General features: G+C 57.9%; 26 protein-coding genes. 11 read left to right on the top strand and 15 right to left on the bottom strand.

What is annotated here, in order from left to right:
• Nucleotides 1-46: 46 nt before the first annotated feature.
• Entirely contained in the window at nucleotides 47-742 is a 696-nt protein-coding gene (locus IE102_RS02330; protein ID WP_189484760.1) for a DUF484 family protein, read from the bottom strand.
• Between the two features lie 78 nt (nucleotides 743-820).
• Here IE102_RS02330 and IE102_RS02325 point away from each other — a divergent pair, with 78 nt between their 5' ends.
• On the top strand, nucleotides 821-3,040 hold the full coding sequence (locus IE102_RS02325; protein WP_189484759.1) for a primosomal protein N': 2,220 nt from the start codon (nucleotides 821-823) through the stop codon (nucleotides 3,038-3,040).
• Here the strand turns inward: IE102_RS02325 and IE102_RS02320 are convergent.
• Together IE102_RS02320 and IE102_RS02315 are read right to left on the bottom strand one after the other, a co-directional pair.
• Nucleotides 3,035-3,658, bottom strand: a complete 624-nt coding sequence (locus IE102_RS02320) for an SOS response-associated peptidase (protein WP_189484758.1) — start codon at nucleotides 3,656-3,658, stop codon at nucleotides 3,035-3,037. The genes IE102_RS02325 and IE102_RS02320 overlap by 6 nt on opposite strands.
• A gap of 67 nt (nucleotides 3,659-3,725) precedes the next feature.
• Nucleotides 3,726-4,475 (bottom strand): TerC family protein, encoded by a 750-nt coding sequence (locus tag IE102_RS02315; RefSeq protein WP_189484757.1) that lies wholly within the window; start codon nucleotides 4,473-4,475, stop codon nucleotides 3,726-3,728.
• Nucleotides 4,476-4,777: 302 nt separating this feature from the next.
• Between IE102_RS02315 and IE102_RS02310 the strand changes: the two genes are divergently transcribed.
• From IE102_RS02310 to IE102_RS02285, 6 genes are all read left to right on the top strand, one after another.
• Complete coding sequence (locus IE102_RS02310) at nucleotides 4,778-5,332, top strand: F0F1 ATP synthase subunit delta (protein ID WP_189484756.1); 555 nt, start codon at nucleotides 4,778-4,780, stop codon at nucleotides 5,330-5,332.
• 5 nt (nucleotides 5,333-5,337) lie between these two features.
• Nucleotides 5,338-6,870: a F0F1 ATP synthase subunit alpha gene (gene atpA, locus IE102_RS02305; protein WP_189484755.1), complete on the top strand. Its 1,533-nt coding sequence runs from the start codon at nucleotides 5,338-5,340 to the stop codon at nucleotides 6,868-6,870.
• Nucleotides 6,871-7,010: 140 nt separating this feature from the next.
• The gene (locus tag IE102_RS02300) at nucleotides 7,011-7,889 is read left to right on the top strand and encodes a F0F1 ATP synthase subunit gamma (RefSeq protein WP_189484754.1); all 879 of its coding nucleotides are present in this window, start codon (nucleotides 7,011-7,013) and stop codon (nucleotides 7,887-7,889) included.
• A 10-nt stretch (nucleotides 7,890-7,899) separates the two neighbouring features.
• Nucleotides 7,900-9,348, top strand: a complete 1,449-nt coding sequence (atpD, locus tag IE102_RS02295) for a F0F1 ATP synthase subunit beta (protein ID WP_189484753.1) — start codon at nucleotides 7,900-7,902, stop codon at nucleotides 9,346-9,348.
• 154 nt (nucleotides 9,349-9,502) lie between these two features.
• A complete protein-coding gene (locus IE102_RS02290) occupies nucleotides 9,503-9,778 on the top strand; it encodes an ATP synthase F1 subunit epsilon (protein ID WP_189484752.1) in 276 nt (91 codons plus the stop codon).
• A gap of 100 nt (nucleotides 9,779-9,878) precedes the next feature.
• Complete coding sequence (locus tag IE102_RS02285; protein ID WP_189484751.1) at nucleotides 9,879-11,135, top strand: hypothetical protein; 1,257 nt, start codon at nucleotides 9,879-9,881, stop codon at nucleotides 11,133-11,135.
• Here IE102_RS02285 and IE102_RS02280 read toward each other — a convergent pair.
• The 12 genes from IE102_RS02280 to rplU form a co-directional block, all read right to left on the bottom strand.
• The gene (locus tag IE102_RS02280; protein WP_189484750.1) at nucleotides 11,132-11,614 is read right to left on the bottom strand and encodes an RNA pyrophosphohydrolase; all 483 of its coding nucleotides are present in this window, start codon (nucleotides 11,612-11,614) and stop codon (nucleotides 11,132-11,134) included. The genes IE102_RS02285 and IE102_RS02280 overlap by 4 nt on opposite strands.
• A complete protein-coding gene (locus IE102_RS02275; RefSeq protein ID WP_189484749.1) occupies nucleotides 11,611-12,834 on the bottom strand; it encodes a divergent polysaccharide deacetylase family protein in 1,224 nt (407 codons plus the stop codon). Before IE102_RS02275 ends, IE102_RS02280 begins: the two co-directional genes overlap by 4 nt.
• A 103-nt stretch (nucleotides 12,835-12,937) precedes the next feature.
• Complete coding sequence (locus tag IE102_RS02270) at nucleotides 12,938-14,413, bottom strand: S41 family peptidase (protein ID WP_189484748.1); 1,476 nt, start codon at nucleotides 14,411-14,413, stop codon at nucleotides 12,938-12,940.
• A 149-nt stretch (nucleotides 14,414-14,562) separates the two neighbouring features.
• Nucleotides 14,563-15,696 (bottom strand): murein hydrolase activator EnvC family protein, encoded by a 1,134-nt coding sequence (locus IE102_RS02265; protein WP_229807527.1) that lies wholly within the window; start codon nucleotides 15,694-15,696, stop codon nucleotides 14,563-14,565.
• Nucleotides 15,697-15,747: 51 nt separating this feature from the next.
• The gene (locus IE102_RS02260) at nucleotides 15,748-16,623 is read right to left on the bottom strand and encodes a hypothetical protein (protein ID WP_189484747.1); all 876 of its coding nucleotides are present in this window, start codon (nucleotides 16,621-16,623) and stop codon (nucleotides 15,748-15,750) included.
• A gap of 54 nt (nucleotides 16,624-16,677) precedes the next feature.
• A complete protein-coding gene (rlmH, locus tag IE102_RS02255) occupies nucleotides 16,678-17,157 on the bottom strand; it encodes a 23S rRNA (pseudouridine(1915)-N(3))-methyltransferase RlmH (RefSeq protein ID WP_189484746.1) in 480 nt (159 codons plus the stop codon).
• A gap of 14 nt (nucleotides 17,158-17,171) precedes the next feature.
• Nucleotides 17,172-17,624 (bottom strand): ribosome silencing factor, encoded by a 453-nt coding sequence (rsfS, locus tag IE102_RS02250; protein WP_373295577.1) that lies wholly within the window; start codon nucleotides 17,622-17,624, stop codon nucleotides 17,172-17,174.
• Between the two features lie 141 nt (nucleotides 17,625-17,765).
• Nucleotides 17,766-18,419, bottom strand: coding sequence for a nicotinate-nucleotide adenylyltransferase (locus IE102_RS02245; protein ID WP_189484745.1), 654 nt, complete (start codon nucleotides 18,417-18,419; stop codon nucleotides 17,766-17,768).
• Between the two features lie 10 nt (nucleotides 18,420-18,429).
• Entirely contained in the window at nucleotides 18,430-19,485 is a 1,056-nt protein-coding gene (gene obgE, locus IE102_RS02240) for a GTPase ObgE (RefSeq protein WP_189484744.1), read from the bottom strand.
• A gap of 73 nt (nucleotides 19,486-19,558) precedes the next feature.
• Nucleotides 19,559-20,053: a GNAT family N-acetyltransferase gene (locus tag IE102_RS02235; protein WP_229807639.1), complete on the bottom strand. Its 495-nt coding sequence runs from the start codon at nucleotides 20,051-20,053 to the stop codon at nucleotides 19,559-19,561.
• 278 nt (nucleotides 20,054-20,331) lie between these two features.
• Nucleotides 20,332-20,601, bottom strand: coding sequence for a 50S ribosomal protein L27 (rpmA, locus tag IE102_RS02230; protein ID WP_189484742.1), 270 nt, complete (start codon nucleotides 20,599-20,601; stop codon nucleotides 20,332-20,334).
• A gap of 28 nt (nucleotides 20,602-20,629) precedes the next feature.
• Entirely contained in the window at nucleotides 20,630-21,139 is a 510-nt protein-coding gene (gene rplU, locus IE102_RS02225; RefSeq protein ID WP_189484741.1) for a 50S ribosomal protein L21, read from the bottom strand.
• A 312-nt stretch (nucleotides 21,140-21,451) separates the two neighbouring features.
• Between rplU and IE102_RS02220 the strand changes: the two genes are divergently transcribed.
• From IE102_RS02220 to IE102_RS02205, 4 genes are all read left to right on the top strand, one after another.
• Nucleotides 21,452-22,585, top strand: a complete 1,134-nt coding sequence (locus tag IE102_RS02220) for a CobW family GTP-binding protein (RefSeq protein ID WP_189484740.1) — start codon at nucleotides 21,452-21,454, stop codon at nucleotides 22,583-22,585.
• Nucleotides 22,586-22,741: 156 nt separating this feature from the next.
• The gene (locus tag IE102_RS02215; RefSeq protein ID WP_189484739.1) at nucleotides 22,742-23,737 is read left to right on the top strand and encodes a WD40 repeat domain-containing protein; all 996 of its coding nucleotides are present in this window, start codon (nucleotides 22,742-22,744) and stop codon (nucleotides 23,735-23,737) included.
• A gap of 60 nt (nucleotides 23,738-23,797) precedes the next feature.
• Nucleotides 23,798-24,502 (top strand): monofunctional biosynthetic peptidoglycan transglycosylase, encoded by a 705-nt coding sequence (gene mtgA / locus IE102_RS02210; RefSeq protein WP_189484738.1) that lies wholly within the window; start codon nucleotides 23,798-23,800, stop codon nucleotides 24,500-24,502.
• A gap of 90 nt (nucleotides 24,503-24,592) precedes the next feature.
• Nucleotides 24,593-26,464, top strand: a complete 1,872-nt coding sequence (locus IE102_RS02205; RefSeq protein ID WP_229807526.1) for a M2 family metallopeptidase — start codon at nucleotides 24,593-24,595, stop codon at nucleotides 26,462-26,464.
• Nucleotides 26,465-26,498 lie beyond the last annotated feature (34 nt).

The raw sequence follows: 26,498 nt of genomic DNA, 5'->3' as shown, positions 1-26,498 counted from the left end.
CAAAAAATGTATCTGGCGGCGTTAGCCGCCATAACTTTTTTGCGATTTAGAGGACGGGCCATCGATCCGCCACCCGCTCGACCACACGGGCGACAAAGGCGACCAGTTCCGCCCCCATGTCCGGGGTAAAGCCATCAAAATCGGCTGACCCGAACGACACCAGACCCGGCCGGCCTTCGCGCCATAGAGAAATGCGCAAAGCTGCGGCACTTTTGATGCGCTTAACGTCCTCATCAAACAGAACCCGCGCCACGGCATCAGGCCCCAGCAGCGACAGGGCGTCTTCGCCGATGATGTAATCAACGCCGCCGTAATCGAGCGTCTTCCACCCCAAGGGCACCGGCCCGGTGTCTTCGAGCGCGATGGTGGCAGCCATAAGCCCAAAGCGGTGCTTGACCTCTTCGTTGAGGCGGCGGGCCAGATCGGAATGATTGCGCGCCTCCATCAGGTTGATCACCATGCCGTGAGTCTGGTTCTGGGCATCGAAATTGGCCCGTGCCGTAGCTTCCATCTGGCGGCGGACATCGATATCTTTCAGGGCCTTAGCCTCAAGCCGGGACAGGGCCGCAGGGCCGAAATCAATCAGATTACGCGACGCCGGTTTCAGGCCCAGACTATCCAGCAACGGCCGGTCGGCCTTAAGCTTATCGGCAAATTGCGGTAGACGCGCGCGCACCTCGGCCCAGTCATCCACACTTACCGAGGGGGCCGCGTTTTCGCTATCGCTGATTTCGGTCGCCATATGCCCTTAAGCCCCAACAGGCGGATAAACCGGAACGGTCTTGATAACCCGCGTAAAACCTATATCTCACTTTAGATTATGAGCCCGTCCGATATCAACCCCACCCTGTTAGATTTTGATCTGCCGTCTCAGGTGGTGGCAAAGGTCGCGGTCCTGGCCCCGGTGGCCGAGGTGCTGGACTATGCGGTGCCGGACGGGATGGCGCTTGAGGTTGGCGATCATGTCATGGTGCCGCTGGCCCACCATAAGGTGCGCGGGGTAGTGGCGTCGGTTGAGGCGGCGCAGGCGACCCATTTCAAACTCAAAGCCGTCGTGGCCAAAATCGACGATCCGCCGGTGCCGCGCGCAAGTCTTGAGTTCTGGCTGTGGGCGACGGGCTGGACCCTGACACCGCCGGGGGTGTTTCTGAATGGCTGCATTGGTGCACTTAAAACCCCGAAGGCGCAGGCAAAGCAGGCCTATGTCCTGACGGGTGCGCAACCGGCGAAGCTGACCAGGGCGCGGGAACGGGTCATGGAGCAGGCGGTGGTGTCGCTTAGCCTGACCGAGTTGTCGCAAGCGGCAGGCGTATCACCATCGGTGATCAAGGGGCTGGAGACCGAGGGCGTAATGGCGCGGGTTGAGGTCGCGGCCGAGGTGTTTGGCGTACCTGATCCGCAGTTTAAGACACCGGCACTTAATCCCTCTCAGGCCGCCGCCGACGAACTACTGCGCCAAAAGCAGGCCGTGGGCGGGTTTTGTCCGGTATTGCTGGACGGGGTGACCGGATCGGGTAAGACCGAGGTTTATCTGGAATCGGTCGCCCGCACCCTGTCGCGTGACCCAAAAGCGCAGGTTCTGATCCTGCTGCCGGAAATTGCCCTGACCCAGGCCGTTATGGCGCGGTTAAAGGCGCGGTTCGGGGCCGATCCCGTCCCCTGGCATTCGGCTCTCACGCCCTCACAGCGGCGCAAAATCTGGGAAGGGGTGGCCTCCGGTGAGGTGCGGCTGGTGGTGGGGGCGCGCTCGGCGCTTTTCCTGCCGTACCTTAAACTTGATCTGATCGTGGTCGACGAAGAACATGACGGCTCCTATAAGCAGGAAGAGGGCGTGCGTTATCAGGCCCGCGATCTGGCGGTGGTGCGCGCCCATCGTGACAAGTTCATGATCATTCTGGCCTCGGCCACCCCGTCGCTGGAAAGCCTGAGCAATGCCCAAAAGGGGCGTTATGAGTGGATACGGCTCACCGAACGCCACGGTACGGCGCAACTGCCGGATATTCACCTGATTGATATGAAGGTCCATCCTCCGGGTAAGACCGAGATGGGCGATCCGCTGTGGCTGTCAGCACCTCTGGTGGCTGAGATTGAACATACTCTGGCGCGCAAGGAGCAGGTGCTGCTGTTCCTCAACCGGCGCGGTTATGCGCCGCTGGTGCTGTGTCGGGCGTGCGGGGAGCGCATGACGGCGCCGAATACCGATAGCTGGCTGGTGGAACATCGCGCGACAGGGCGGCTGGTCTGCCACCTGACCGGGTTTTCGATGAAAAAACCAGATCGCTGTCCGCACTGCGGCGCACTCGACAGTCTGGCGGCGATCGGGCCGGGGGTGGAGCGAATATTGGAAGAAGTGCGGTCGCGCTTTCCGGCGGCGCGAGCGGAGATTTTCTCCTCCGACACTACGCCCGATGCCGCCTCATCCGAAGCCCTGATCAAGCGGGTGCAGGATCATGACACCGATATACTGGTCGCCACTCAGGCGGCGGCCAAAGGCCATAACTTCCTCAATCTGACCTTGGTCGGTATTGTCGATGCTGATCTGGGCCTCAAGGGCGGAGACCTGCGGGCGGCAGAGCGGACGTTTCAGTTACTGGCTCAGGCGACCGGTCGGGCCGGACGGGCGCATAAGGCGGGCAAGGCCCTGCTGCAAACCTACAGCCCCGAACATCCGGTCATGCAGGCCCTTAAGGCTCAGGACCGCGAAGCTTTTTATGCCTATGAACAAATGACGCGGGAACTGGCCAAGTTTCCGCCGTTCGGGCGGCTGGCGGCGGTGATCATGTCGTCAAAGGATCAGGCCGAACTGAACCGGTTTTCGCGCGAACTGGCGCTGACCATTCCCAATACTGATGGGGTAGAAGTTTACGGGCCGGCTGATGCGCCCCTAAGTCTGGTGCGCGGGCAGTGGCGTAAGCGCTTTCTGGTGCGGGCTGACCGTAACCGCGACCTTCAGGGCTTTATGGCGGCGTGGCTGAGAACCGTGAAAAAGCCCAATATTATCCGTCTGGTCACGGATATCGATCCGTATAGTTTTCTATAACAATGAACCGCTGGTGGTCACTGCCAGAGCGCGAAAGGTGCTTGCCTTTGCCGGTTGCGACAGGTCGGGCAGAGAGTTGAGATCAAGCCAGTCCCGCCACTGATCCGGGTGTAAAATCACCGGTTCGCGGGTATGGATGGGGGCCATGTCTTCACCGGCTGGACGGGTCAGCAGGGTGAAACTGGTGACAGGGCCGTCGGTGCTCTCAGTTCGATCCCACAGCCCTGCAAACATCAGCGGATGATTATCGGCGCGGGTGATTTGCCATTTTTGCTTCTGGCCCTTGTCGCCCGACCATTCCCAAAAGGCGTCGGCGGGCACCAGGCAATGGCGCTTGCGCCACGGCGTTTCAAACACCTTTGATGTGGCGGCGGTCTCGATGCGGGCATTAAAGGTCGTCAGTTTAAACTCTTTTATAGGCCCAACGTGGCTACGCGGAATAAGGCTCCAGCGGGCGGGCCCTACGGCATAACCCTCCGGCCGCGCGCCGATAATCGGATAAAGGTCGGTGGGGCGGATTTCATCATCGCCGCTCACGTCCGGGGCAGGCGCGGTCATGCTGAGGATCTCAAAGATCCGTTCCCAGAATTTGCTGTGGCGTTTAAAGCGTCCGCACATCTGTCCCTCTCATAAAAACGCCCCCGTTTGATAACGGGGGCGTAAAGCTCAGGCTGGTTTGCGTATTTTAATGCGCCGTGCCGGATTTCTTGCGCCGGAACATTTGCAGGAACTCGACAAAGGCCGAGAACCCCATAGCCGCATAGATATAGCCCTTTTCGATATGGGCTCCGAAACCTTCGGCAATCAGCACCATACCGATCATCAGCAGGAAGCCGAGGGCCAGCATGACAATGGATGGATGCTTACTGATGAAGTTGGCGATAGGACCGGAGGCCACGAACATCACAAACACAGCGAACATCACGGCGATGACCATGATCGGCAGGTGATCCGTCATGCCAACGGCGGTCAGGATCGAGTCGATCGAAAACACCAGATCAAGCAGCAAGATCTGGGCGATAGCCGAGGCGATATTGCCCGTCACCGGCTTTGGCGCGTCTTTCGTTTCCGAGGCATCGCCGGCGGCGTGAGCTTCGGTAGCGTGGTTGATTTCCTTGGTGGCCTTATAGACCAGGAACAGGCCGCCCACGATCAGGATAATGTCGCGCCAGGAAAAACCCTTATCCATCAGCGTGATCACGGGTTCTTTCAATGCGACGATCCACGACAGGGTGAACAGCAGCAGGATGCGCATAACCAGAGCGCCGCCGATACCGATGGCGCGCGCACGGGCACGCTGGGCTTCGGGCAGCTTGTTGGTCAGGATGGAAATGAAGATGAGATTGTCGATCCCAAGGACGACTTCCATCACGATAAGTGTAACGAGCGCCGCCCAAACGGCGGGATCAGCAAACAGGGCCAGAATCTGGTCCATTAGAATTTATCTCCCCTTGCATCGCATCGGATGCCATGAATAAAGAACTGTGCCAGTTGCGGTAAACGCTGTCATGCCGTGCGCAACCGGGCATAAGATTCTTAGATAGGGCAATTATACTATAGCGCAATGCACTCTGTGCGGTTTTGTTTGCGAATTGTGTCAAGATTTTTTCAGGCAATGCGGTTTTGCTTGGTTGCGATGCGCAAAGTCACATGCTAATAGGCCGCGATCCACGCCATGAGAACGCCATCCGTGTAGCGGTGTCCGTGTGCTTTATAATTAAATCTTTTGGATGAGCTGTGAGCGATATTTTCAGAGAGAACGAAGTCGGCAATCGTTACGCCAAAGCGATCTTCGAGCTGGCGCGCGATGGCGGCGCCCTTGAAGCGGTCTACAAAGACTTCGCCACGCTTAAGGCCCTGATCACGGAAAGCGCTGATCTGCGCCGCGTGCTGGGGTCACAAGCCTTCGCCAGCGACCTGAAACTTAAAGGTCTTTTGGCAGTCGCAAAAAAAGCCAAGCTGAACGCCCTGACCACTAAAGCTTTGAACCTGATGGGCCACAAGAGCCGTCTGGATCAACTGGGGGCGACGATTGCGGGTTTTAATTCGCTTTATGCGGCCCACAAAGGCATTGTGACCGCGACCGTGACGTCGGCCGTGGCGCTTGACGATGGTCAACTCAAAAACCTCAAAACGGAACTGGCCAAGGCGCTGGGCCGTGAGGCCGATATTACTACCCTGGTCGATCCGGCCATCTTAGGCGGGCTTAAGGTCCGCGTCGGGTCGCGTCTGTTTGATGCGTCCCTCAAAACCAAACTCGATTCCCTCAAATTCGCCCTTAAGAGAGCGTAATACTCATGGACATTAATGCCGCCGAAATTTCGGCCATCCTCAAAGCTCAGATTGCCGGTTTCGGTGAAGACGCCGACGTCTCCGACGTGGGTTCGGTTCTGTCGGTAGGCGACGGTATCGCCCGCGTTCACGGTCTTGATTCGGTTCAGGCCGGTGAAATGGTCGAATTCCCAAAAGCCGGTGTTAAGGGCATGGCCCTGAACCTGGAAAAAGACAATGTCGGCGTCGTTATCTTCGGCGAAGACCGCGAAATCAAGGAAGGCGACGAAGTTAAGCGCCTTGGCGAAATCGTGCAGGTTCCGGTCGGCAAGGGCCTTCTTGGCCGCGTCGTCAACCCGCTGGGTGAGCCGATCGACGGCAAGGGCCCGATTGAAGCCACTGAATTCCGCCGCGTTGACGTGAAGGCCCCCGGTATCATCCCGCGTAAATCGGTCCATGAGCCTGTGCAAACCGGCATCAAGGCGATCGACACCCTGATCCCCGTTGGCCGTGGCCAGCGCGAGCTGATCATTGGTGACCGTCAGACGGGTAAGACCGCCGTCGCCATTGACGCTATCCTGAACCAGAAGGCCGCCAACGCCGGTACCGACGAGTCGGCCAAGCTGTACTGCATCTATGTCGCCATTGGTCAAAAGCGTTCGACCATTGCGCAGATCGTGAAAACGCTCGAAGAAAACGGCGCTCTGGAATACACCATCGTGGTTTCCGCGACCGCCTCTGAGCCGGCCCCGCTGCAATTCCTGGCGCCGTTCTCAGGCTGCGCCATGGGTGAATATTTCCGCGACAACGGCATGCACGGCCTGATCATCTATGACGATCTGTCCAAGCAAGCTGTGGCTTACCGCCAGATGTCGCTGCTGCTGCGCCGTCCGCCGGGCCGTGAAGCCTATCCGGGCGACGTGTTCTACCTCCATTCACGTCTGCTGGAACGTGCGGCCAAGCTGAACGAAGACAATGGTTCGGGTTCGCTGACGGCCCTGCCGATCATTGAAACCCAGGCCAACGACGTGTCGGCCTATATACCTACCAACGTGATCTCGATCACAGACGGTCAGATCTTCCTCGAAACCGACCTGTTCTATCAGGGCATCCGTCCGGCGGTGAACGTCGGTCTGTCGGTGTCGCGCGTGGGATCAAGCGCCCAGATCAAGGCGATGAAGCAGGTTGCCGGTGCTATTAAGGGTGACCTGGCCCAGTACCGCGAAATGGCGGCCTTCGCCAAGTTCGGTTCTGACCTTGACGCCGCCACCCAGCGCCTGCTGGCCCGCGGTGCGCGCCTGACCGAGCTTTTGAAGCAGCCGCAATATTCGCCGCTTAAGGTCGAAGAACAGGTCTGCGTGATCTACGCCGGTACCCGTGGTTACCTCGATAAGATCGCCGTGTCCGACATCGGCCGTTTTGAGCGTGAATTCATCAGCTACCTGCACGGCAAGCAAAGCGCCCTCCTGACCAGCATCCGCGAGAAGAAGGCCCTGTCGCCGGAACTCGAAGAAACGCTCAAAGGCGCGCTAAACGATTTCGGTGGTAACTTCGCCTAACTTCAAGACCTGAGCCCGCTCAGGTCTTGTCTAACAAGATAAACCCAAATCAAAACGAAGAACCGCTTCGAGTTTTGATTTGTCACTGTTGACCCACTTGAAAATGCGCCTTTCGGCATTTTCAAGTGAGAGGAGATTTCATGGCAAGTCTTAAGGACATGCGCAACCAGATCGCCAGCGTGAAAGCCACGCAGAAGATCACCAAAGCCATGCAGATGGTGGCGGCGGCGAAGCTTAAACGCGCTCAGGATGCGGCTGAAAACGCCCGTCCCTATGCTGCGCGTATGGCCGCTGTGATTGCCAATCTGGCTAAAGGCGTGTCCGGCGACGGTGCGCCTGTGTTGCTGGGTGGCAATGGCTCTACGCAGAATCATCTGGTGATCGTATCGACCTCCGATCGCGGTTTGTGTGGCGGCTTTAACTCCCAGATCGTGCGCGCGGCCCGCGACTACATCAACGGCCTGATCGCCGACGGTAAGGGTGTCAAGATCATCACCGTTGGCCGTAAGGGCAATGACCAGCTTAAGCGCCAGTATGCTGACCGCATCATCGCGACCTTTGATATGTCGGCACACAAAGTCCTGACGCTGGACGCCGTGCAGCCGATCGCCGATGCGGCGGTTGCCGAATTTAATGATGGCCGCGCCGACGTTGTGACGCTGTTTTACTCGCGCTTTAAGTCGGTCATCTCGCAGGTGCCGACGCCTAAGCAACTGATCCCGGCCCAGATTGATGCCGTCGCCGAACCTTCGACGGGTTCGGACGCGGTTTATGAATATGAGCCTTCGGAAGAAGAGATTCTGGAAACCCTGCTACCGCGCAATCTGACGGTGCAGATCCTGTCCAGCCTGCTGGAAAACACCGCCGGCTTCTACGCTGCCCAGATGAGCGCGATGGATAACGCCACGCGCAACGCGGGCGAAATGATCAAAGCGATGAACTTGAAATATAACCGTAAACGCCAGGCCCAGATCACGACCGAACTGATCGAGATCATCGCTGGCGCTGAAGCCATATAGGATCAAAACTATGTCCGCCCATCAAAAGATTACGGCTAATAAAGGCCGCCTCACCCAGATCATCGGCGCCGTCGTCGACGTTGAATTCCCAGATGGCAACCTGCCCGCCATTCTGAACGCGCTCGAAACCACCAACGCCGCCTCGGGCGCGCGTCTGGTGTTTGAAGTCGCTCAGCACCTCGGTGAAAACACGGTTCGCGCCATCGCCATGGACGCCACCGAAGGTTTGGTGCGTGGTCAGGACGTCACCGACCTCGGTGCCCCGATCACCGTTCCGGTGGGACCGGCGACCCTTGGCCGTATCATGAACGTCATTGGTGAGCCCATTGACGAAGCTGGCCCGATTGAAACCCAATTCTATAACCCGATCCACGCGGACGCCCCGGCCTTTGCCGATCAGGCGACTTCGGCGGAACTGCTGGTCACGGGCATCAAGGTTATCGACCTGATCTGCCCTTACGCCAAGGGCGGTAAGATCGGCCTGTTCGGCGGCGCCGGCGTCGGCAAGACCGTGACGATCCAGGAGTTGATCAACAACATCGCCAAGGCTTACGGCGGCTATTCGGTGTTTGCCGGTGTGGGTGAGCGTACCCGCGAAGGTAACGATCTGTACCACGAAATGATCGAATCCAAGGTGAACGAACATGGCGGTGGCGGCACCTCGCGTTGTTCGCTGGTCTACGGTCAGATGAACGAGCCTCCGGGTGCGCGCGCCCGCGTTGCTTTGACAGGTCTGGCTCAGGCTGAATATTTCCGCGATGTCGAAGGTAAGGACGTTCTGTTCTTCGTCGACAACATCTTCCGCTTTACCCAGGCTGGTTCCGAAGTGTCGGCGCTGCTGGGTCGTATCCCGTCCGCCGTGGGCTATCAGCCGACGCTGGCGACCGAAATGGGTAAGCTGCAAGAGCGCATCACCTCGACCAACAAGGGTTCGATCACTTCGGTTCAGGCCGTGTACGTCCCCGCCGACGACCTGACCGATCCAGCACCGGCCGCTTCGTTCGCCCACCTGGATGCGACCACCGTTCTGTCGCGCTCGATCGCCGAGCAAGGCATCTATCCGGCTGTGGACCCGCTCGATTCGACCTCGCGTATTCTTGATCCGCGCGTTGTCGGTGAAGAGCACTATTCGACCGCCACCCGCGTTCAGGAAATCCTGCAGCAGTATAAGGCGCTGAAAGACATCATCGCCATCCTCGGCATGGACGAACTGTCCGAAGAAGATAAGGCGATTGTGGCCCGCGCCCGTAAGATCCAGCGCTTCATGTCGCAGCCGTTCCACGTTGCCGAAATCTTCACCGGCACACCGGGCGTTCTGATGACCATCGAAGACACCATCAAGGGCTTCAAGGGCATCTGCAACGGTGACTACGATCACCTGCCGGAAGCCGCCTTCTACATGGTCGGCACCATCGAAGACGCCATCGCTAAGGCGGAGCGTCTGGCGGGCGAGGCCTAAAGAACTTCGGGCTAAAGTCCTTCGCGCGTTGCGCTCAGTGTACTTTAGCCCGGTTCAGCATCGTGAAACATTCCCTAGGGGCGGCCCGTCGGGAATGTTTCGCATTTTTGTTTGAGGTTTGCCGTTAGCAAACCGCAGGAGCAGGGAAGCCAACATGGCTGACAAACTTCACGTTTCGCTGGTGACCCCGGAAAAGGAACTGTTTTCCGGTGATGTCGATCAGGTTATCGCCCCCGGCACCGAAGGCGAATTCGGCGTGCTGGCGAACCACGCGCCGTTCATGACGACGCTGGCAGAAGGGTCTGTTGTGATCCTTGATGGTGATAAGCGTCGGGTGTTCAACGTCCGCGGCGGCTTTGCTGATGTCAATGCATCGGGCATGACCATTCTGGCCGAACACGCCGAAGAGTATTCTGAGAGCGCGCACTAATCCTGACCGTGTCTTATTAAGTTCAAAAAGCCTCGCTTCCGGCGGGGCTTTTTTTATGGCAGGTTGGATGCGGGTATAATCTGCACAAGGCCTATTGACCATGAAACCGATCAAGACCCTGCTGTGCGCTTTGCTGGCCGCTGCGACGCTTCCGGCGTGGGCCGAAACCTTGACCCCGTTGCGGGCGCAGGATGTGCGCGACTCGATAGGTATCAATACCCATATCAACTACACTGACGGGTCATATCGTGCGCCCGATGAGGTCTATAAGGCGCTCGACTATCTGGGCATCAAGCTGATCCGCGACTCATCGCCGTTTCCGTGGGTAGGCGGCAGCACTGGCGTGAACACCTATACCAACCTGATGAAAAAAGGTGTGAAGTTCAATATTGTGCTGTTCGGACAGGGGCCGGGGGCTAATTACGACCCAAAGATACCGGTTGATCTGATCGATAATCTCGAATGGGCCTATCCCGGCGGGATTGTGGCTATCGAAGGCTTTAACGAGATCGACCATGCGCCGGTGACCTATGGTGATCAACGCACCGAGGCATCATCGATCGCGGCGCATCTGGAAACCGTTCGCTTGCTCCGCGAGCGTAAGCGTCTGAAATCTCTGCCGATCTATGATCTTACAGGTACGGCTGCGCCGCAGGCCTTGGGGCCGCGCGGTGACTATGCCAACAAACATGTCTATGCCCAGAACGGCAATCCGCCGCGCCCGCATTTCGAGGGGGCGCACAAGGGCCTGAATGGCCTCAAGCCATGGGTGGTGACGGAATTTGGATATGCGACCTATCCCGAAATCGACTGGCTGGTCATCGGGGTTGATGAACGCACTCAGGCGAAGGGCACGCTGATGGGCATTTTCGATGCCTATCATTTGGGGGCCTCAAGCATATATCTCTATGAACTTCTGGATCAGAAGCTGGAGCCCCATCGTGAGATGCACTTTGGGCTGTTTGATTACCACTATAAACCTAAACCGGCGGAAACCGCTGTGCGCAACCTGATCCGCATTATTGAGGACAAAGGCGCGGGTGCGAAAGCGTTCACGCCGCGCGCGCTTGAGGTCGATGTGAACCTGCCGGAAGGGACGTTTGCGCTGGCGCTGGATAAAGCGGACGGGGTGACGCAACTGGTGATCTGGCGCGAGACCCAGATCTGGGTGCGTGAGGCGGGTAAGCGTAAGGACAACCCAACGGTGCCCTTGGCGGTCAAGCTACCCGATGGGGCCAAGGCCCGCGCGCTCTATGATCCGCTGATCGGTGAGGCTCCGGTCAAGACCTATGGCGGTGAGGGCCAGGTGACCATCGACCTGCCGGATTATCCGGTCATTTTGGAATTTACACGTTAGCTAATAAGCGGTTTGAACGTGTCTATCACCGCACGATACGACTCGCGCTTAAACGACACGACCCGGTCCATGACCTCACTCAAATCGCACCATTCCCAGGCTTCAAATTCCTGCTCACCATGGGCTTGCAGATTTATCTCAGAATCGTCGCCTAAAAAGCGGTAGGCGAACCATATCTGCTTCTGGCCCCTGAAATTACGGCCGATCTTTTTTTGCGCCAGCACTTCGGGCGGGAAATCATAGATGACCCAATCCTGCGTGCGACCGATCAGTTCGACCGAGGTCATGCCGGTTTCTTCATAAAGCTCGCGCTTGGCGGCGGGCTCCAACTCTTCGCCGTCATCGACCCCGCCTTGCGGAAATTGCCAGACATAGGCACCGGTCATGCCAAAGCGATGGCCCAGCCATACCTTGCCGTCACGATTGACCACCACAATGCCAACATTGGGGCGGTAAGCTTTCAGATTATCTTCATTCATCGGCGCGTTATAGCCGAAGCGGGCGCCAGTTGCAGCCCTTTTTGATTGAGCGTTTGCGTCCACTTGATCGCCGTCGCAACCGTCACCGGATAGGCAAAGCCGGTGCCCAGCGCCTGTCCACGGCTTTTGGCGGCGGTCTCTAACCCTGCCAGTTGCGCCTGAATGGCGGTGGCGGTCAGGGACTGATCGATGATGCGGTCGGCACTGGCGCGCGGCATGGTGGCAGCGGCACCGTCAATAGCCCGGCCCTGACCATCATCAATGAAGGCGAGGCCCCGCGCCCGCAGGCTGCCGGTCAGGGCACCGACACCGGTGCGATCTTTCAGGAAGGCGCTGCCCTGATAGTTGGTGACGCCGAAATAGCCGGTAGCGCGACCCAAGACCCGGTTCAGCCGCAGATTAAGGTCATCGGCGCGGGTATTGACCAGCAGAGTGTCCGGGCCAGTGTCATTATCGGGATAGTTGACGGGCTGCATCGGGATTTCGATCAGAACTTCGTGGCCCTGAGCGCGCGCCAGATCGATCCAGGTTTGCAGATTATCGGCATAGGGCACAAAGCTTAAGGTCACATCGGCGGGCAATTGTTCAATCGCGGCCTTGGTGGTGGCGGGGTTGATGCCAAGGCCACCCACGATAAGGGCGACCATCGGGCGACCATCGCTGCGGAACGGGCGGGCATAGGCCTGCGCCGGGGTCTGACCATTTGGCCCGATGGCTGGCAGTGGCCCTTGCGGCGACGGTTGCGACAAACCCGTAATCGGTGCGGGCGGCAGGGGCTGGGCGCTCAGTTTCGGGGCAGTGGCCGTGCCGCCATCACCGCCGGGCAGGGTAATGACCGCGCGATTATCAACTGGCTGACCATTGGCGTCCACCATGCCCACGGGGGCATCGGAAAACAGCCCCAGAGAGTCGATGGTAAAGGCATCGGCACCGGATGGGGCTACGGGTACATCCGTCGTAACCGCAGCGGTGGCCGGTTTTTCTTTCGACATTTTAACGCGGATGCTGGGTGATCCTGCGTCCGGATCGGAGGACAGACCGATAAAGGTGGCACCCAACCCCAGAAATACGACAAGCGCTAAAGATGGCGCCACATAGGGTTTACTGAGGGTGGCCAGAACAGGAGCCAGCTTAGTCTTAAGGTCAAGGCCGGGCCTTGACGGTGTCTTACCGAACACCGAACCTGCCGCTGCGCTTGTGGCCTTAAATTTAGCGAACATCTGACGTACCCGAAAGCGCGCCCTAAAAACAAACGCGCATATTAGATTATTGACCCAATATGCGCGACTTACAGTTAACAAAGACTAACGAAAGTTAAATTTGTCAGGGTTTCGGTGCGGCCGGTTTCGCCGGTTCAGAGGGTGTTTCCGGTGGCTTGGCTGGGGCGGCAGGCGTGGTTTTCACCGGATCTTTGGCAGCGGCGGCCTTGGCCTGCATCTTCTTCTCAAAACGCGAACCGGGCTTGGCGTCTGCGGCAGCGGCATAGGCCTTACCGCGTGGGTGGGCCGCGGCCATTTTGACATCACCGTTATAGCCCAGAACATCCAGGGCGCGTGCCAGTTGGAAATCACCGGCCTTGGTATCATAATCCTCTGGCGGTACTTCCGAAACCTCATGCTTCTCACGGCGGGCCTTGCCCTCGTCAGCATCGAGCGCGTTTTTATAGGCGGCTTCGGAATACTGGAAAGCCGAAGAGGCGATGATCTTAGCCTGCTCCTGGGATTGGGCGACCTCAAGATCCGGCTCAATGCCGGTTTTCTGGATCGAACGGCCTGATGGGGTGAAATAGCGGGCGATAGTCAGTTTGACGGCGCGGCCTTCGCCCAGATCCATCACGCTCTGAACCGAGCCCTTACCAAAGGTCGTAAGACCGACGATCGAGGCGCGCTTTTGATCCTGCAAGGCACCGGCAACGATTTCTGCCGCCGAGGCCGAGCCCGGATTGGTCAGCACGACGATGGGCAGACCCTTCATCATGTCGCCCTTTTTGGCGTGATAACGCACGATGTCAGACGTGTCGCGCCCGCGTTGGGAGACGACTTCGCCGCCTTCAAGGAACATGTCGGCTACGCCCACGGACTGATCGAGCAGGCCACCCGGATTGTTGCGCAGGTCGAGGACGAGGCCTTTGAGCTTATGCTTGGCCTTAAGCTCGGTCAGGGCGTCGCGGGCTTCCTTGGCGGTGTTTTCGTTGAATGACGAAATGCGCAGGTAACCGAAATCCCCCTCCATGCGCGCCTTGACCGATTTGACGTTGATGATCTCACGCGTCAGGGTGACGTCAAACGGCTCATCGCGGCCTTCGCGGACGATAGTGATGGTGATGTCGGTCTTGGGCTCGCCCTTCATCTGGGAAACGGCGTCATTGAGCCGCTGCCCCAGGATCGAGGTGCCGTTGATGGCGGTGATATAGTCACCGGACATGATCCCGGCCTTGCTGGCGGGTGTGTCGTCCATCGGCGTCACGACCTTAACGGCGCCGTCTTCGGACTGAACCTCAAGGCCAAGACCCCCGTAGGAGCCGCGGGTTTTTTCTTTAAGATCGGTAAAATCTTCGGCGGGCAGGTAATTCGAATGGGGATCGAGCGACGACAGCATGCCCTCAAGGGCGGCTTCGATCAGTTTTTTGTCGTCGGTTTCGACCACATAGTTCTGCTGAACGAGGGCGAGCACGTCGCCAAACAACTCCAGCATCTCATAGGTGTCGGATTTTGGCGAGAATACCGGCTGGTTGGCATAGGCCATAGCCCCAACCCCCAAGGCCAGTGCCGCAACGCCACCCGTCAAAAACTTCTTCATAAACGCTGTCCAAACAAAGATATGCCGCAACTGGCCTAACATCATAGGTTACGAGCCTTGCCATAATTTACAAGGGGGCGAGGCGGGTGACCGTAAAATTATCCAGACATGCAACTATGGCGTAACAGAGGCAAACAGGCGGTTAACGCTCAAGATGCCGCCAGATCAAAGCGCGCATTGGGGTTTACCGGTGTCTCACCCCGGCGCAGCTCCAGATAAAGTTCGGTCTTTTTTGACGACAAATTGGGCATGCGCCCGACCGGTTCCCCGGCGATCACGGTCTGTCCGGCATCGACATAGACCCGCCCTAGCCCGGTCAGGACGATCCGCTCATCCGCGCCGGTGCGCACGATCACGACCTGCCCATAGGTATCGAGTGGCCCGGCATATTCGACCGTGCCGCCACCAGGGGCCGTTACCTGCGCGCCGGGTGCCGATTCCAGCGTCAGGCCGCGACTGCCGTCCACACCAAAGTCACCGACCTTGCGCCCGAGCAGCGGAGCTTTGAGGCGGGTATCTTTTGTTGCCCCCAACAGGCCCTTGAGCGGCAGATTACCGCGCAGGCGGTCGGACTGGCTTTTCAGCAACAGGGCCTGACGTTCCGCCGCATCGGCTTCGCGCAAAAGCTGGTCTTCCAGATCGTATTTTTCCGCGATCAGCGCCTCGATTTTAGCCTGCTGTTCTGACACGTCGCTCTCAGACACGAACAGGGCTTCTGATTGCAGGGCGGCGGCCCGCCTGACATTGATCAGGGTTTTGTTCTGCTCGGACAGTTTGGCGGCGCGTAGTTTCAGCTCAGGTGTGATTTCCTTCATGATGATGGCGGCGACCACGGCGTCATTGGCGCGGCGTGAGGACACGAAAATTGCCGGCGGCGGATTGCGCGAATAGAGTTGCAGAGCCGACAACAGCCGCGACTGCTTGGCCCGTACCGCCCCTAACCGGCGGGTCAGGTCGGCCTCCATCTGATTGAGGGTCTCAAGCTTGGCGCGGTAGATGGCGCTGCGTTTTTCGGAAGCGCCCTGCTGGCGGGAAATAGCGACGATCTGTTCGCGCAGTTTTTCGATCTCGGAGGCAATCTGACGGGCCGAGGCGCGGCGCGTGTCGGTCGTACGCTCAGCGGCGGTCAGGCGGGCATCGATGGCGTCAAGTTCGGCCTGCGCCTGTTTCGATAAGGGCGGTTTGGACTGGCTGGTCACCGGCCCGGTCAGGCACAATAGCCCCGTAACGACCAAAGCCGCAACGCTTGCGGGTTTAAGCTGACGGGGTGGTTTGCGCATCATCTATGGGTAAACCGGTTTGAGGCGCTTCTCAATAGGTTAGCCGATTTCAGGTCAGCCGATTTCGCCTCTGATGCGGCCCGACAGGATCAGTTCGACCGGAATATTGTTGGCGCGAACCGCATAGCCGCCCGCACCCCCGCCGCGACCACGGTCGCCTGTGCCCGGTTCGCCGTCACGGCCCGCATTGCCGCCGTTTCCACCGGGAATGGGGGTTAACATACTGCTTGCCCTACCTGACGCCGGCGGAGGTATGATGCCCCCGCTCCAGTACCAGTTTGTTACTGAGTAATTATTGCCACCGCGGCCAGGGCTGTGGAGTGTGCCTGAGCGGCCATTATCGGCACTGCCTCCGCCGAGGCCATAAAGGCCGTTGGGAAAGCCACCACCGCCCCCTCCGCCCCCCGGAGCGTTGAGACTGTTGTTCGCTTCGGCACCGCCCCCTCCACCGCCGCCGCCTTCGACGGTGCCGGTTTCGGCGATTACAATAAGAATGGACGCGCGCACATAGATGGCGTCACCACCCTTGGTGCCCGATTTAGCGCTGGGTCCGCCGTCGCCACCATTGCCGCCGCCGCCGTAGACCTTGCCGTTGATGGCCAATGCCAGATAAACAGTGTCGGGCCAGTCGCCGGTATCTATGGCCGTGCCGCCGCCGGGTTTGCCCATGATGGTCGTCTGTTTTTCGACGACGAACAGAAAGTTTGCGGCGGATTTGCCGTCATATCCAGACGCGTCCGCCAGTGCCCGTAAATTGGCGGGTTCTGTAACCAGGATGGTCGTCAGGGGCTTGGATATCCGATCTGGCGGCAGGTTGGCAGTCACTGTCACGGTTGTGACGTTTTCGGGATTATCAGGTTTGTCCTGTGCGGGCGCAGCTCCCGCTGCCATCCACAACGCCACCACTAGCGCGCACCATTTTAATGTCATGACGGCCCCTTATCTGTATTATTATACTGTATACAACTGAGGCGGGTGTCAAGATTAGTCGCGGTGATAAGGGCTTCCAGCCAGAATCGTGGTGGCGCGGTACATCTGTTCGGCCAGCATAAGACGGACCAAAGCGTGCGGCCAGGTCTGAGGCCCAAAGGCCAGCGAAAAGGCTGAGGCCTTGACCAGTTCCGGATCAAGGCCATCGGCGCCGCCAATCACAAACGCCATCTTGCGCTCACCGCGATCCTTGAACTTATCGATGCGGGTGGCGATCTGGCGCGAGGTCAAAAGCTCTCCGCGTTCGTCGCAGGTGACAAGGGCCACCCCTTCCCCCAGTGCGGCCAGAATGGCTTCGGCTTCCTGACTCTTAGTGGGGGCCTTATTGGTTTTCTTAGTCTCGATTTCGAGCAGTTCAGCAGGCCCCAAACCTAAAGCGCGCCCCGTATTGGAGGCGCGCTGAAGGTAGTCACGGGTCAGGGTGTTTTCCGGCGTCGAACCTAAGCGTCCGACTGCCGCCAGTATAAGTTTCATACGGGCGGGTAACCTTAGTTGGTCGAAACCGTATGGCCGGTGCCGGTCGCGGAAACCGACCAGATTTTCTCAATGTTGTAAAAGGCGCGCACTTCCGGACGGAACAGGTGCACGACCACATCACCGACATCGATCAATACCCAGTCGCACGCCGGCAGGCCTTCTATCTTGGCCTTACCGTGTCCGGAGTCCTTAAGCGCGCGCAGCACATGGTCAGCCAGAGCGCCGACGTGACGATGCGAACGACCCGACGCGATGATCAGGGTATCGGCCATGGACGATTTGCCGCGCAGGTCGATGCAGACGATATCCTGTGCCTTATCGTCATCCAGACGGTTGAGGATGAGGGTTTCAAGCGCCAGATCTTCGCCGTCCGCCGGGGACAGGCTACTGAGATCAATGGCAGAGTCGCCGGTATCAGCGAGGGTGGACGGGGCCGTTTCGGCCGGTTGACGAGACAGTGTCATGGTTCCTTAGATTACAGATAGTGCGCAGACCTTAGCACATTAAATCGCCAAGGTCATCCGCGTTGGTTAGGGCTGTGGGTAATTTTAGAGCGTTTTCCCATCAAATGGTATCATTTGATGGATACGAAAGAGCGACCACCTCTATGTGACTGCCTTACGGCGCATATTACGCAGGGCGGTCGATGAAGCGGTATGGAGCGGGCCGGTTAGATAGGTCCAGGCCGGAACCTTTTGACGGGCAAGGGTTTTGGCCGCCGTTTGCGGGTGGCGGGCATGGGCAAAACGGCGCGCGGTAGGTGAGAAACGGCTGTTCATCAAGGCACCCGGACGCGACACTATGGCCATCGGGATCATATGGGCGATCTGCGTCCAGCCGCGCCAGCGATGAAAAGAGGCCAGACTGTCGCCGCCCATGATCCACACGAACCTGACGCCGGGATAACGGGCTTTGAGGGCGCGCAGGGTATCAAGCGTATAGTTCGCCTTAATGCGGGTTTCAAAATCAGATATTATGTCGCGCGGCCCGATAAACGGGCGAATGGCATCTATGCGTTCGGACAGAGGTGCGGTTTCATGATTTGATTTCAAGGGGTTCTGCGGCGACACCAGCCAGATGATCTTATCCAACCCCAGAGCAATGCGCGCGGTATTGGCGACATGGGCGTGGCCTTCGTGGGCCGGATTAAACGAGCCTCCGAACAGCCCGATGGTCATGCCGCGCTCCAGATGCAGGCCGGTACGCAGCGCGCCGGGCCGCACAGAATGATAAAGAGGGGCGGGACCGGCGAACCACATGATATCTGATTTAGTTGTCCCACGGGGTGTAAGGGGCGGCTTCCGGCGTATCGTCGCTGTCCTCAGTCACCGTTGACTTACCGCTGATGATACCGAATGCGACAAACAGCAGTTCGCGTACACCTTCACCGGTCACGCCGGAAATCAGATGAGGCGTCTTTTTGGCGGCTTTTTTCAGGGCCTTGGCCAGCTCTTTGCGGGCGTCGGCATCCATGGCGTCGACCTTATTGATCGCCAAAATCTCAGGACGCAGGGCCAGATCCGGATCGTATTTTTTAAGCTCTTTGCGGATGATCTTATAGGCGCCGATCGGGTCTTCCTGCGTGCCGTCCACCAGATGGATCAGCACCTTGGTGCGCTCAACGTGGCCCAGAAAACGCGTGCCCAGACCCGCGCCATCTGACGCGCCTTCGATCAGGCCCGGAATATCGGCGATCACAAAGCGCTGCTCCGGCCCCAGATCGACCACCCCCAGATTGGGCGTCAGCGTCGTAAACGGATAGTCAGCGATCTTAGGCTTGGCCGCAGAAGACGCCGCCACGAAGGTCGATTTACCGGCGTTTGGTAATCCTAACAAACCCGCATCGGCGATCAGTTTCAGGCGCAGCCAGATCCAGCGTTCTTCGCCGTCCTGACCGGGCAGGGCAAAGGTCGGGGCCTGATTGACCGGGCCTTTGAAGCGGGTATTGCCCCAGCCACCATTGCCGCCCTTAGCCAGCATATAGGTTTGACCGGCCGTATCGAGGTCGACGATCAGGGTTTCCTGATCTTCTTCGAAGATTTGTGTGCCGACCGGGACTTTCATGATGATGTCTTCGGCATTGGCGCCGTGCATCTGGCGGCCCATGCCGTGGGTGCCGGTCTTGGCCTTGAAGTGCTGCTGATAGCGATAGTCGATCAGGGTGTTCAAGCCCTCGACCGCTTCGATCCACACGTCGCCGCCCTTACCGCCGTCGCCGCCGTCGGGGCCACCATTCGGAATGAACTTTTCACGGCGGAAAGACACGGAACCCGCGCCTCCGTTACCGGAACGGATAAAAATTTTGCACTGATCGAGGAACTTCATGAGGGGTATGTGAACTAAAAGGGAAAAAATATCAAATAGTCTCTGTGAGTATAAGGGGCGAACCCCTTATACTTTAGAGGATTTTGATCAGGTGCAGGGCGGTGTGCGGGCCATGACGCATCAGGGAGGTTTCCTGCGTGCGCCGCCCGGTATAGAGAAAGCCTGACCGGATCAGAACCTGAGCCGACGCCGTATTATCGGCAAAGTGCGCCGCATGAACGATTTTTGCACCGCCATGTGTGCGCAGCCAGCCAAGTGCGGCTGTCACGGCCTCAGTCCCATAACCGTGGTTCTGGTATGGGTGGGCAATAAACAGGCTCATTTGCGGGCCAAAGCTGTCCTGGCCTACGGTTTCGGAAAACAGGATCACACCGATAAGCCTGTCTCCCAATCGGATGCCCCACTTGGGGAAGCGGCGCGAATGTTGGGTCATGGCCATGCTTAAGAAGCCAAACGCATCCTCTAACGCGAACGGGTGCGGGATGTCATGGGTCATGCGCGCCGTTTCAGCCGACGCAAAAACCTGCGTCAACGCCGTGACATCCGAAAAGGTCAGCGGGCTTAACACCAAGCGGTCGGTTTCAATCCGTGTCGCTGTGGGCGGCGTGTGTAATCTGGGGGGCGTTAAACTTAAATCTCTGCCCCCGAAATCTTTCGATATCATCGGAGTGTGTCCCTAAAGCGCATTCTGAAAAGTGTGTGCGGTTTTCAGATATAAATGCGCGACAAAATAACATGCGGGGCAAAGAAAAAGGGGAGCCGGTATGACCCGAACTCCCCGCTTATCGCTTTAGTTCAGATCGGGCTTAAGGGTTAAGCGCGATCTGAAACATGTCTTAGATCGGCTTATTCGGCAGCAATTGCGGCCGGAATGATCGACACATAACAGCGGTTATCGCGCTTGGTTGTGAACTTCACCTGGCCGTGAGCCGTGGCGAAAAGGGTGTGATCGCGGCCCATGCCGACATTTTCACCCGCGAAGAACTTGGTGCCGCGTTGACGGACAATGATGTTGCCGGAAAGGACGTTTTCAGAGCCGTACTTCTTAACGCCTAGGCGCTTCGATTCTGAATCGCGGCCGTTACGCGACGAACCGCCAGATTTTTTGTGAGCCACAGTGGCCTCCTAATAAAATGGTTGTCGCTTAAGCTTCGGTGTCCGAAGCGTCGGCTTTCTTTTTGGCCGGAGCCTTTTTTGCGGGCTTTTCAGCCACAGCCACGTCAGCAACCGAAGGTGTCTCGACAGCAGCAGCAACATCACGCGGAGCGAGGTTACGGGCGCGGGCATTAAGCTCGGCCTTAGTGGTCAGCGATACCGTGCCATCCCATGTGCCGGACTTACCTGCACCATCGATGCCGGTGACGCGGATCACGGTTTCATGCTGGCGATGGCCGCGGGTACGGCGATAGCCCTGACGACGGGTTTTCTTGAAGATCTTAACCTTGTCGCCCTTACGGGTTTCGACCAGGGTGCCAACGACGGCAGCGCCATCAACCAGCGGAGCGCCGACCACAGCACCGGCTTCGTCGCCGATCATCAGGATTTCTTCAAAACGGACTTGCTCGCCCGCTTCGCCTTCAAGCTTCTCAACGACCAGAAGGTCGCCGGCTGAAACGCGGTATTGCTTACCGCCAGTTTTAATGACCGCGTACATGGTCAAGCGCCTCTTATCTATATAGACTAATGCGCAGACCCTGAAATTAACCGAATTAGGTGACTTCAAGCCCGCGCCATAAACGGGTAACCCGACAGACGAATAAAGCCTGCCCGGCGTGAGGGGCGGACTTATACAGACGATTATTGTTGAGTCAATCGCAAAGCCGCCGCAAATCTGCATTATTGGCCGGGGTATGACCAAAAAATATCGCAAGGCACGATAAGCACAGCGTTTGCCGCTTGATTTCAGGCTTAAAAGGCATACTTAAACACCAACTTCTGTCCTCTATATTACTGTGAAGGCGCATTTATGGCCGATACTGCATCCGCATCCCTTAAGACCCCCGTGACGGTTCTGACCGGCTATCTGGGGGCGGGCAAGACGACGCTGCTCAACCGTATTCTGTCGGAAAATCACGGTCAGAAATATGCGGTCATCGTCAATGAGTTTGGCGAAATCGGCATCGATAACGACCTTATCGTCGGTGCCGACGAAGAAGTGTTCGAGATGAATAACGGCTGCGTCTGCTGCACCGTGCGCGGCGACCTGATCCGCATCCTGCAAGGGCTGATGCGCCGTAAAGGCCAGTTTGACGCCATTATCGTTGAGACCACAGGTCTGGCCGATCCGGGGCCAGTGGCGCAGACCTTCTTTGTCGATGAAGACGTCAAGGCCAGAACCTATCTGGATAGTGTGACGGCACTGGTTGATGCCAAGCACTTTAAATCGGCGCTGGAGGCTGACCGGGTGGTTAAGGAACAGATCGCTTTTGCCGATCAGGTCATCCTCAACAAGACCGATCTGGTCACGCCGGAGGAGTTGAATGAAGTCGAGGCCCGCATCCGTGGCCTGAACCCGCTGGCGACCATTCTGCGGGCTGAGCGCTCAGGCGTGGATATCAAAAGCCTGCTGAACCAGCACCGCTTTGATCTGTCGAAGATGGACGGCATCGCTAATCATGACGACCACGGCCCGGACTGTGCCGATGACTGCGGCCATGATCACGATCATTCACACGGGCATGACCATAATCCGGCCCACGGTGACGCGGGCCATGTCCATGATGAACATTGCGGTCATGACCATCACCACCACGATCACGGGCACTCTCATGGACATGGGCACATTAATCCGATCCACGATAATGAAATCCGCTCGGTATCTCTGTCGTCGGACAAGCCCCTGGACGGTGTGCGGTTTACGAAATGGATCGATCAGCTTCTGGCCACCAAGGGGGCGGATATTCTGCGCGCCAAGGGCATTATCGATGTGGCCGGCGAAGACAAGCGTCTGGTGTTTCAGGCGGTCCACATGATCCTGGAAGGTGAACTGCAAGCGCCGTGGAAAGACAGCGAAAACCGCTTCTCGCGCGCGGTATTTATCGGTCGCCATCTTGATGACGCCGCTCTGCGCGCCGGTTTTGAAGCCTGTATCAAGGTTTAAAGTCAGCATATTATCCGCCCCTGCTTGCGGGGGAGGTGGATTTTTGCTTTAGCAAAAAGACGGAGGGGGCAATGCTGAGGACGGTGTTGCCCCCTCCGTTGTCTCAGGCTTACGACAACACCTCCCCCGCACGCCGGGGAGGAGGAATATAAAAAAATGACCTTTGCTGTTCAAAACAACTACGGTGCCTATGTCGTCAGCGCCCTGTTTGATGCCGCCGATGAAGCGATTGTCGCCCTGTCCGATGGGCGGGTGGTGTTTGTCGATGTCGACATGAGCTTTGATGCCCACCCCAATGCCGGGATTTTGTGCGCCGTGGTGCACCCGACCGGCGTTGGCATGGTCACCGGCGGCGATGACGGGCGCGTGGTCTGGACGACTAAGGACTCTCAGCCGATTGAGCTTTTGAACATCAAGGGCGCGTGGTTCGATTCCGTTGCCGTTAATGCCGAAGCTATGCTTTTGGCGGCGGCCTCCGGCAAAAAGGTCTATATCTACGACCTGGCCAAAAAAGGCGAACCCAAGGTTTTCGATCACCCCAACAGCGTCTCAGGGTTAGTGTTCGACCCAAAGGGCCGTAAGTTATACTGCGCGTCCTATAACGGCGCCTATGTCTGGTTTTCGCGCATCCATCCGCAAAAGCCGCAACTTCTGAAATGGGCAGGCTCGCATACCGGCATTGCCATCTCCCCCGATGGCAAGTTTGTGGTTACCTCGATGCAGGAAAATGCGCTGCACGGCTGGCGGTTGTCCGATTCCAAGGACATGCGCATGGGTGGCTATCCGACCAAGATTAAGTCGATTGATTTCTTTGCTAAGGGCAAGCTTTTGGCCACCTCCGGGGCCAATGGCGCGGTGGTTTGGCCGTTCCTTAAGGCCAATGGGCCGATGGGCGAAGAGGCGTCTGAGATAAATGCCGATGAGTCGTCTATGGTCACGGTCGTGGCCGGTGCGCCCGAGGATACAGTGCTGGCGGCGGGGCTTGATGACGGCCGGGTCTGGGTGGCTGAGCTGCAATCGACGGGTATTGAATACATCCAGCGCGAAAAAGGCTCACCCATTTCCGCATTGGCGGTATCAGGGGATGCGGCCCGCATCCTGTTTGGCAACGAAGACGGCCATGTGTGGTTGTTTGAATCGACCGTTGATTGACGTTCCAATTATTTACCAAAATCGTATAAGGTGATCACGTAGCAGGTTACGGGGCGTTTGATGTCGGAGTTTTTCGCAAAGCTTAAATCCGTCAAGTGGGGACGGGTTTTGTTAGGGCTGGTACTGGGGTTTTTTGTGTTCAGCGTGGCCTCGGTGCTGATCCACCGCTTTGTGCCGGTGCCTGTGACGTTCTTGATGGTGCAGCGTCTGTTTGAAGGCGAAGGCTATGATCACCGCTGGGTGTCGATGAAAAACATCAGCCCGCACCTGCAAACCGCGGTGATTGGGGCCGAAGACGCCCGCTTTTGCAGCCATGACGGCTTTGATTTTGAAGCCATCGAAAAAGCCCAGAAATATAATGCCCGCCATACCAAGCGTAAGCGCGGGGCGTCGACCATATCCCAGCAAACCGCCAAGAACGTCTTCCTGTGGCCCGCGCGGTCGTGGGTGCGCAAAGGGGCTGAGGTCTATTATACCGTCCTGATTGAGACTTTGTGGCCGAAAAAGCGGATCATGGAAGTCTATCTCAACAGTGTGGAATGGGGCCCTGGGGTTTATGGGGCCGAGTCGGCGTCGCGGTACTGGTTCAAAAAAAGCGCGTCTGATCTGACCCGCGCCGAAGCCTCACGTCTGGCGGCTATCCTGCCCAGCCCGCGCAAGTGGAAGGCAGCCAGGCCCGGTAAATATGTTGCCAAACGCTCCGGCCGTATCCGCGCCAATGCCTCATCCATTAAGGCGACCGGCGACATGGCGTGCCTGAATTAGTTAATAGCTAATATCCCGCGCAACTATTGGGTTGACGATTAAGCCCAAATGCCTTTCCCTGTGCCGGTTCTGTTTCAGGGAGAGGGTTTCATGATCATCAAGCGTTTGATGCTGTCCGCCGCTATGGTCGCTATCTTAAGCGGCTGCGCCACCACCTCATCGGTAGAGCCCACCGCGCCACCGATGGCCACGGCCCCCGAAGCGCCCGTTATGGCGACGAAACCCACACCGGCTGAGGCCAAGGCTTTTGTCGATGCGGCTGAGACAAAATTGTCGGAAATGAGCGAATATGCCGCGCGTGTGCAGTGGCTGCGAGCGACCTACATCAATTTCGACAGCATGTGGCTGGAGTCCAAGGTCAACGGCGAATTTACCGAGCAAACCGTCACCTTTGCGATGGAAGCCGCCAAATATGATGGCGTTGATGTCGACCCGGTCACGGCGCGAAAACTGAAACTGCTTAAACTGGCCCTGTCCCTGCCTGCCGCCGATCGTCCGGGGGCTGCCGATGAACTGGCCAAGCTGTCAACCAAGCTGGACTCGGTCTATTCGACCGGCAAATTCAGCTATAACACTAAAACCTATACGCTCAATGACGCCTCAGAAGTGATGGCCAGATCGCGTAACCCCGCCGAGTTGCGCGCCATGTTTGAAGGCTGGCGCACCGTCTCTCCGGCCATGAAGGCCGACTATACCAAGCTGATCGAGCTGTCGAACGAAGGCGCCAAGGGCTTAGGCTTTTCGGATGCCGGGGCGATGTGGCGGTCGGGCTATGACATGGAACCTGACGCCTTTGCCGCCGAAACCGACCGTCTGTGGGCGCAGGTTGAGCCGTTCTATGAGAACCTGCATTGTTATGTCCGCACTAAGCTGAATGAGAAATACGGCGATGCGGTTCAACCGAAAAACGGGCCAATCCGCGCGGATCTTCTGGGAAATATGTGGGCGCAGGACTGGGCCAATATCTATGATATCGCCGCTCCTAAGACCGGCAATTATAAGCCGGCCTATAACCTTGATGCCCTGCTGAAGGCCAAGAAATACGACGAAGTGAAGATGGTCAAGACCGGTGAGGGTTTCTATACTTCGCTGGGCTTAGCACCTCTGCCGCAGACCTTCTGGGAGCGCTCAATGATCGTGCGCCCGAAAGACCGCGAAGTGGTTTGCCACGCCTCGGCCTGGGACCTCGATAATGCCGACGATATCCGCATAAAGATGTGTACCCTCGTCAATGGCGAAGACCTCTATACGGTCCACCACGAACTGGGTCACAACTACTATCAGCGCGCCTATAAGAACCAGCCGTTCCTGTTTAAAAACGGTGCCAATGACGGTTTCCATGAAGCGATCGGTGATTTCGTAGGTCTGTCGTCGGTCACCCCAACCTATCTCAACCAGATTGGTCTGCTGGATAAGGTGCCGCCGCAAACCGGCGAAGATATTCCGTATCTGCTGAAAATGGCGATGCAGAAGATCGCCTTCATGCCGTTTGGTCTGCTGGTCGATCGCTGGCGCTGGGAAGTCTATTCCGGGCAGATCACACCGGCGCAGTATAATGACCGCTGGTGGGCGCTGGTCAAAAAATATCAGGGCTTAACGCCTCCGGGCGCACGTCCGGTCGCGGCCTTCGATCCGGGCTCAAAGTACCATGTGGCGGCGTCCGTGCCCTATACGCGTTATTTCCTGGCCCATGTTTACCAGTTCCAGTTCCAGAAAGCCGCCTGCGATCAGATTGGCTTCAAAGGCCCGCTTTACCGCTGCTCGATCTACGGGGAAAAGGCCGTCGGCGAAAAGTTCAATAAGATGATGGAAATGGGTCAGTCAAAGCCGTGGCCGGACGCGCTCGAAGCCTTTACCGGCACGCGCCAGACCGATGCCTCGGCGGTGACGGAATATTTTGCGCCGCTCAACACCTGGCTGATCCAGCAGAACAAGGGCCAGAAATGCGGGTGGGAAGCATAGGGCCTCACCTCTAAAGTCCCTCGCTGACGCTCAG

The organism is Asticcacaulis endophyticus (genome assembly GCF_014652575.1).
Lineage (GTDB): Bacteria > Pseudomonadota > Alphaproteobacteria > Caulobacterales > Caulobacteraceae > Asticcacaulis > Asticcacaulis endophyticus.
This window is presented reverse-complemented; position numbering and strand designations above follow the sequence as displayed.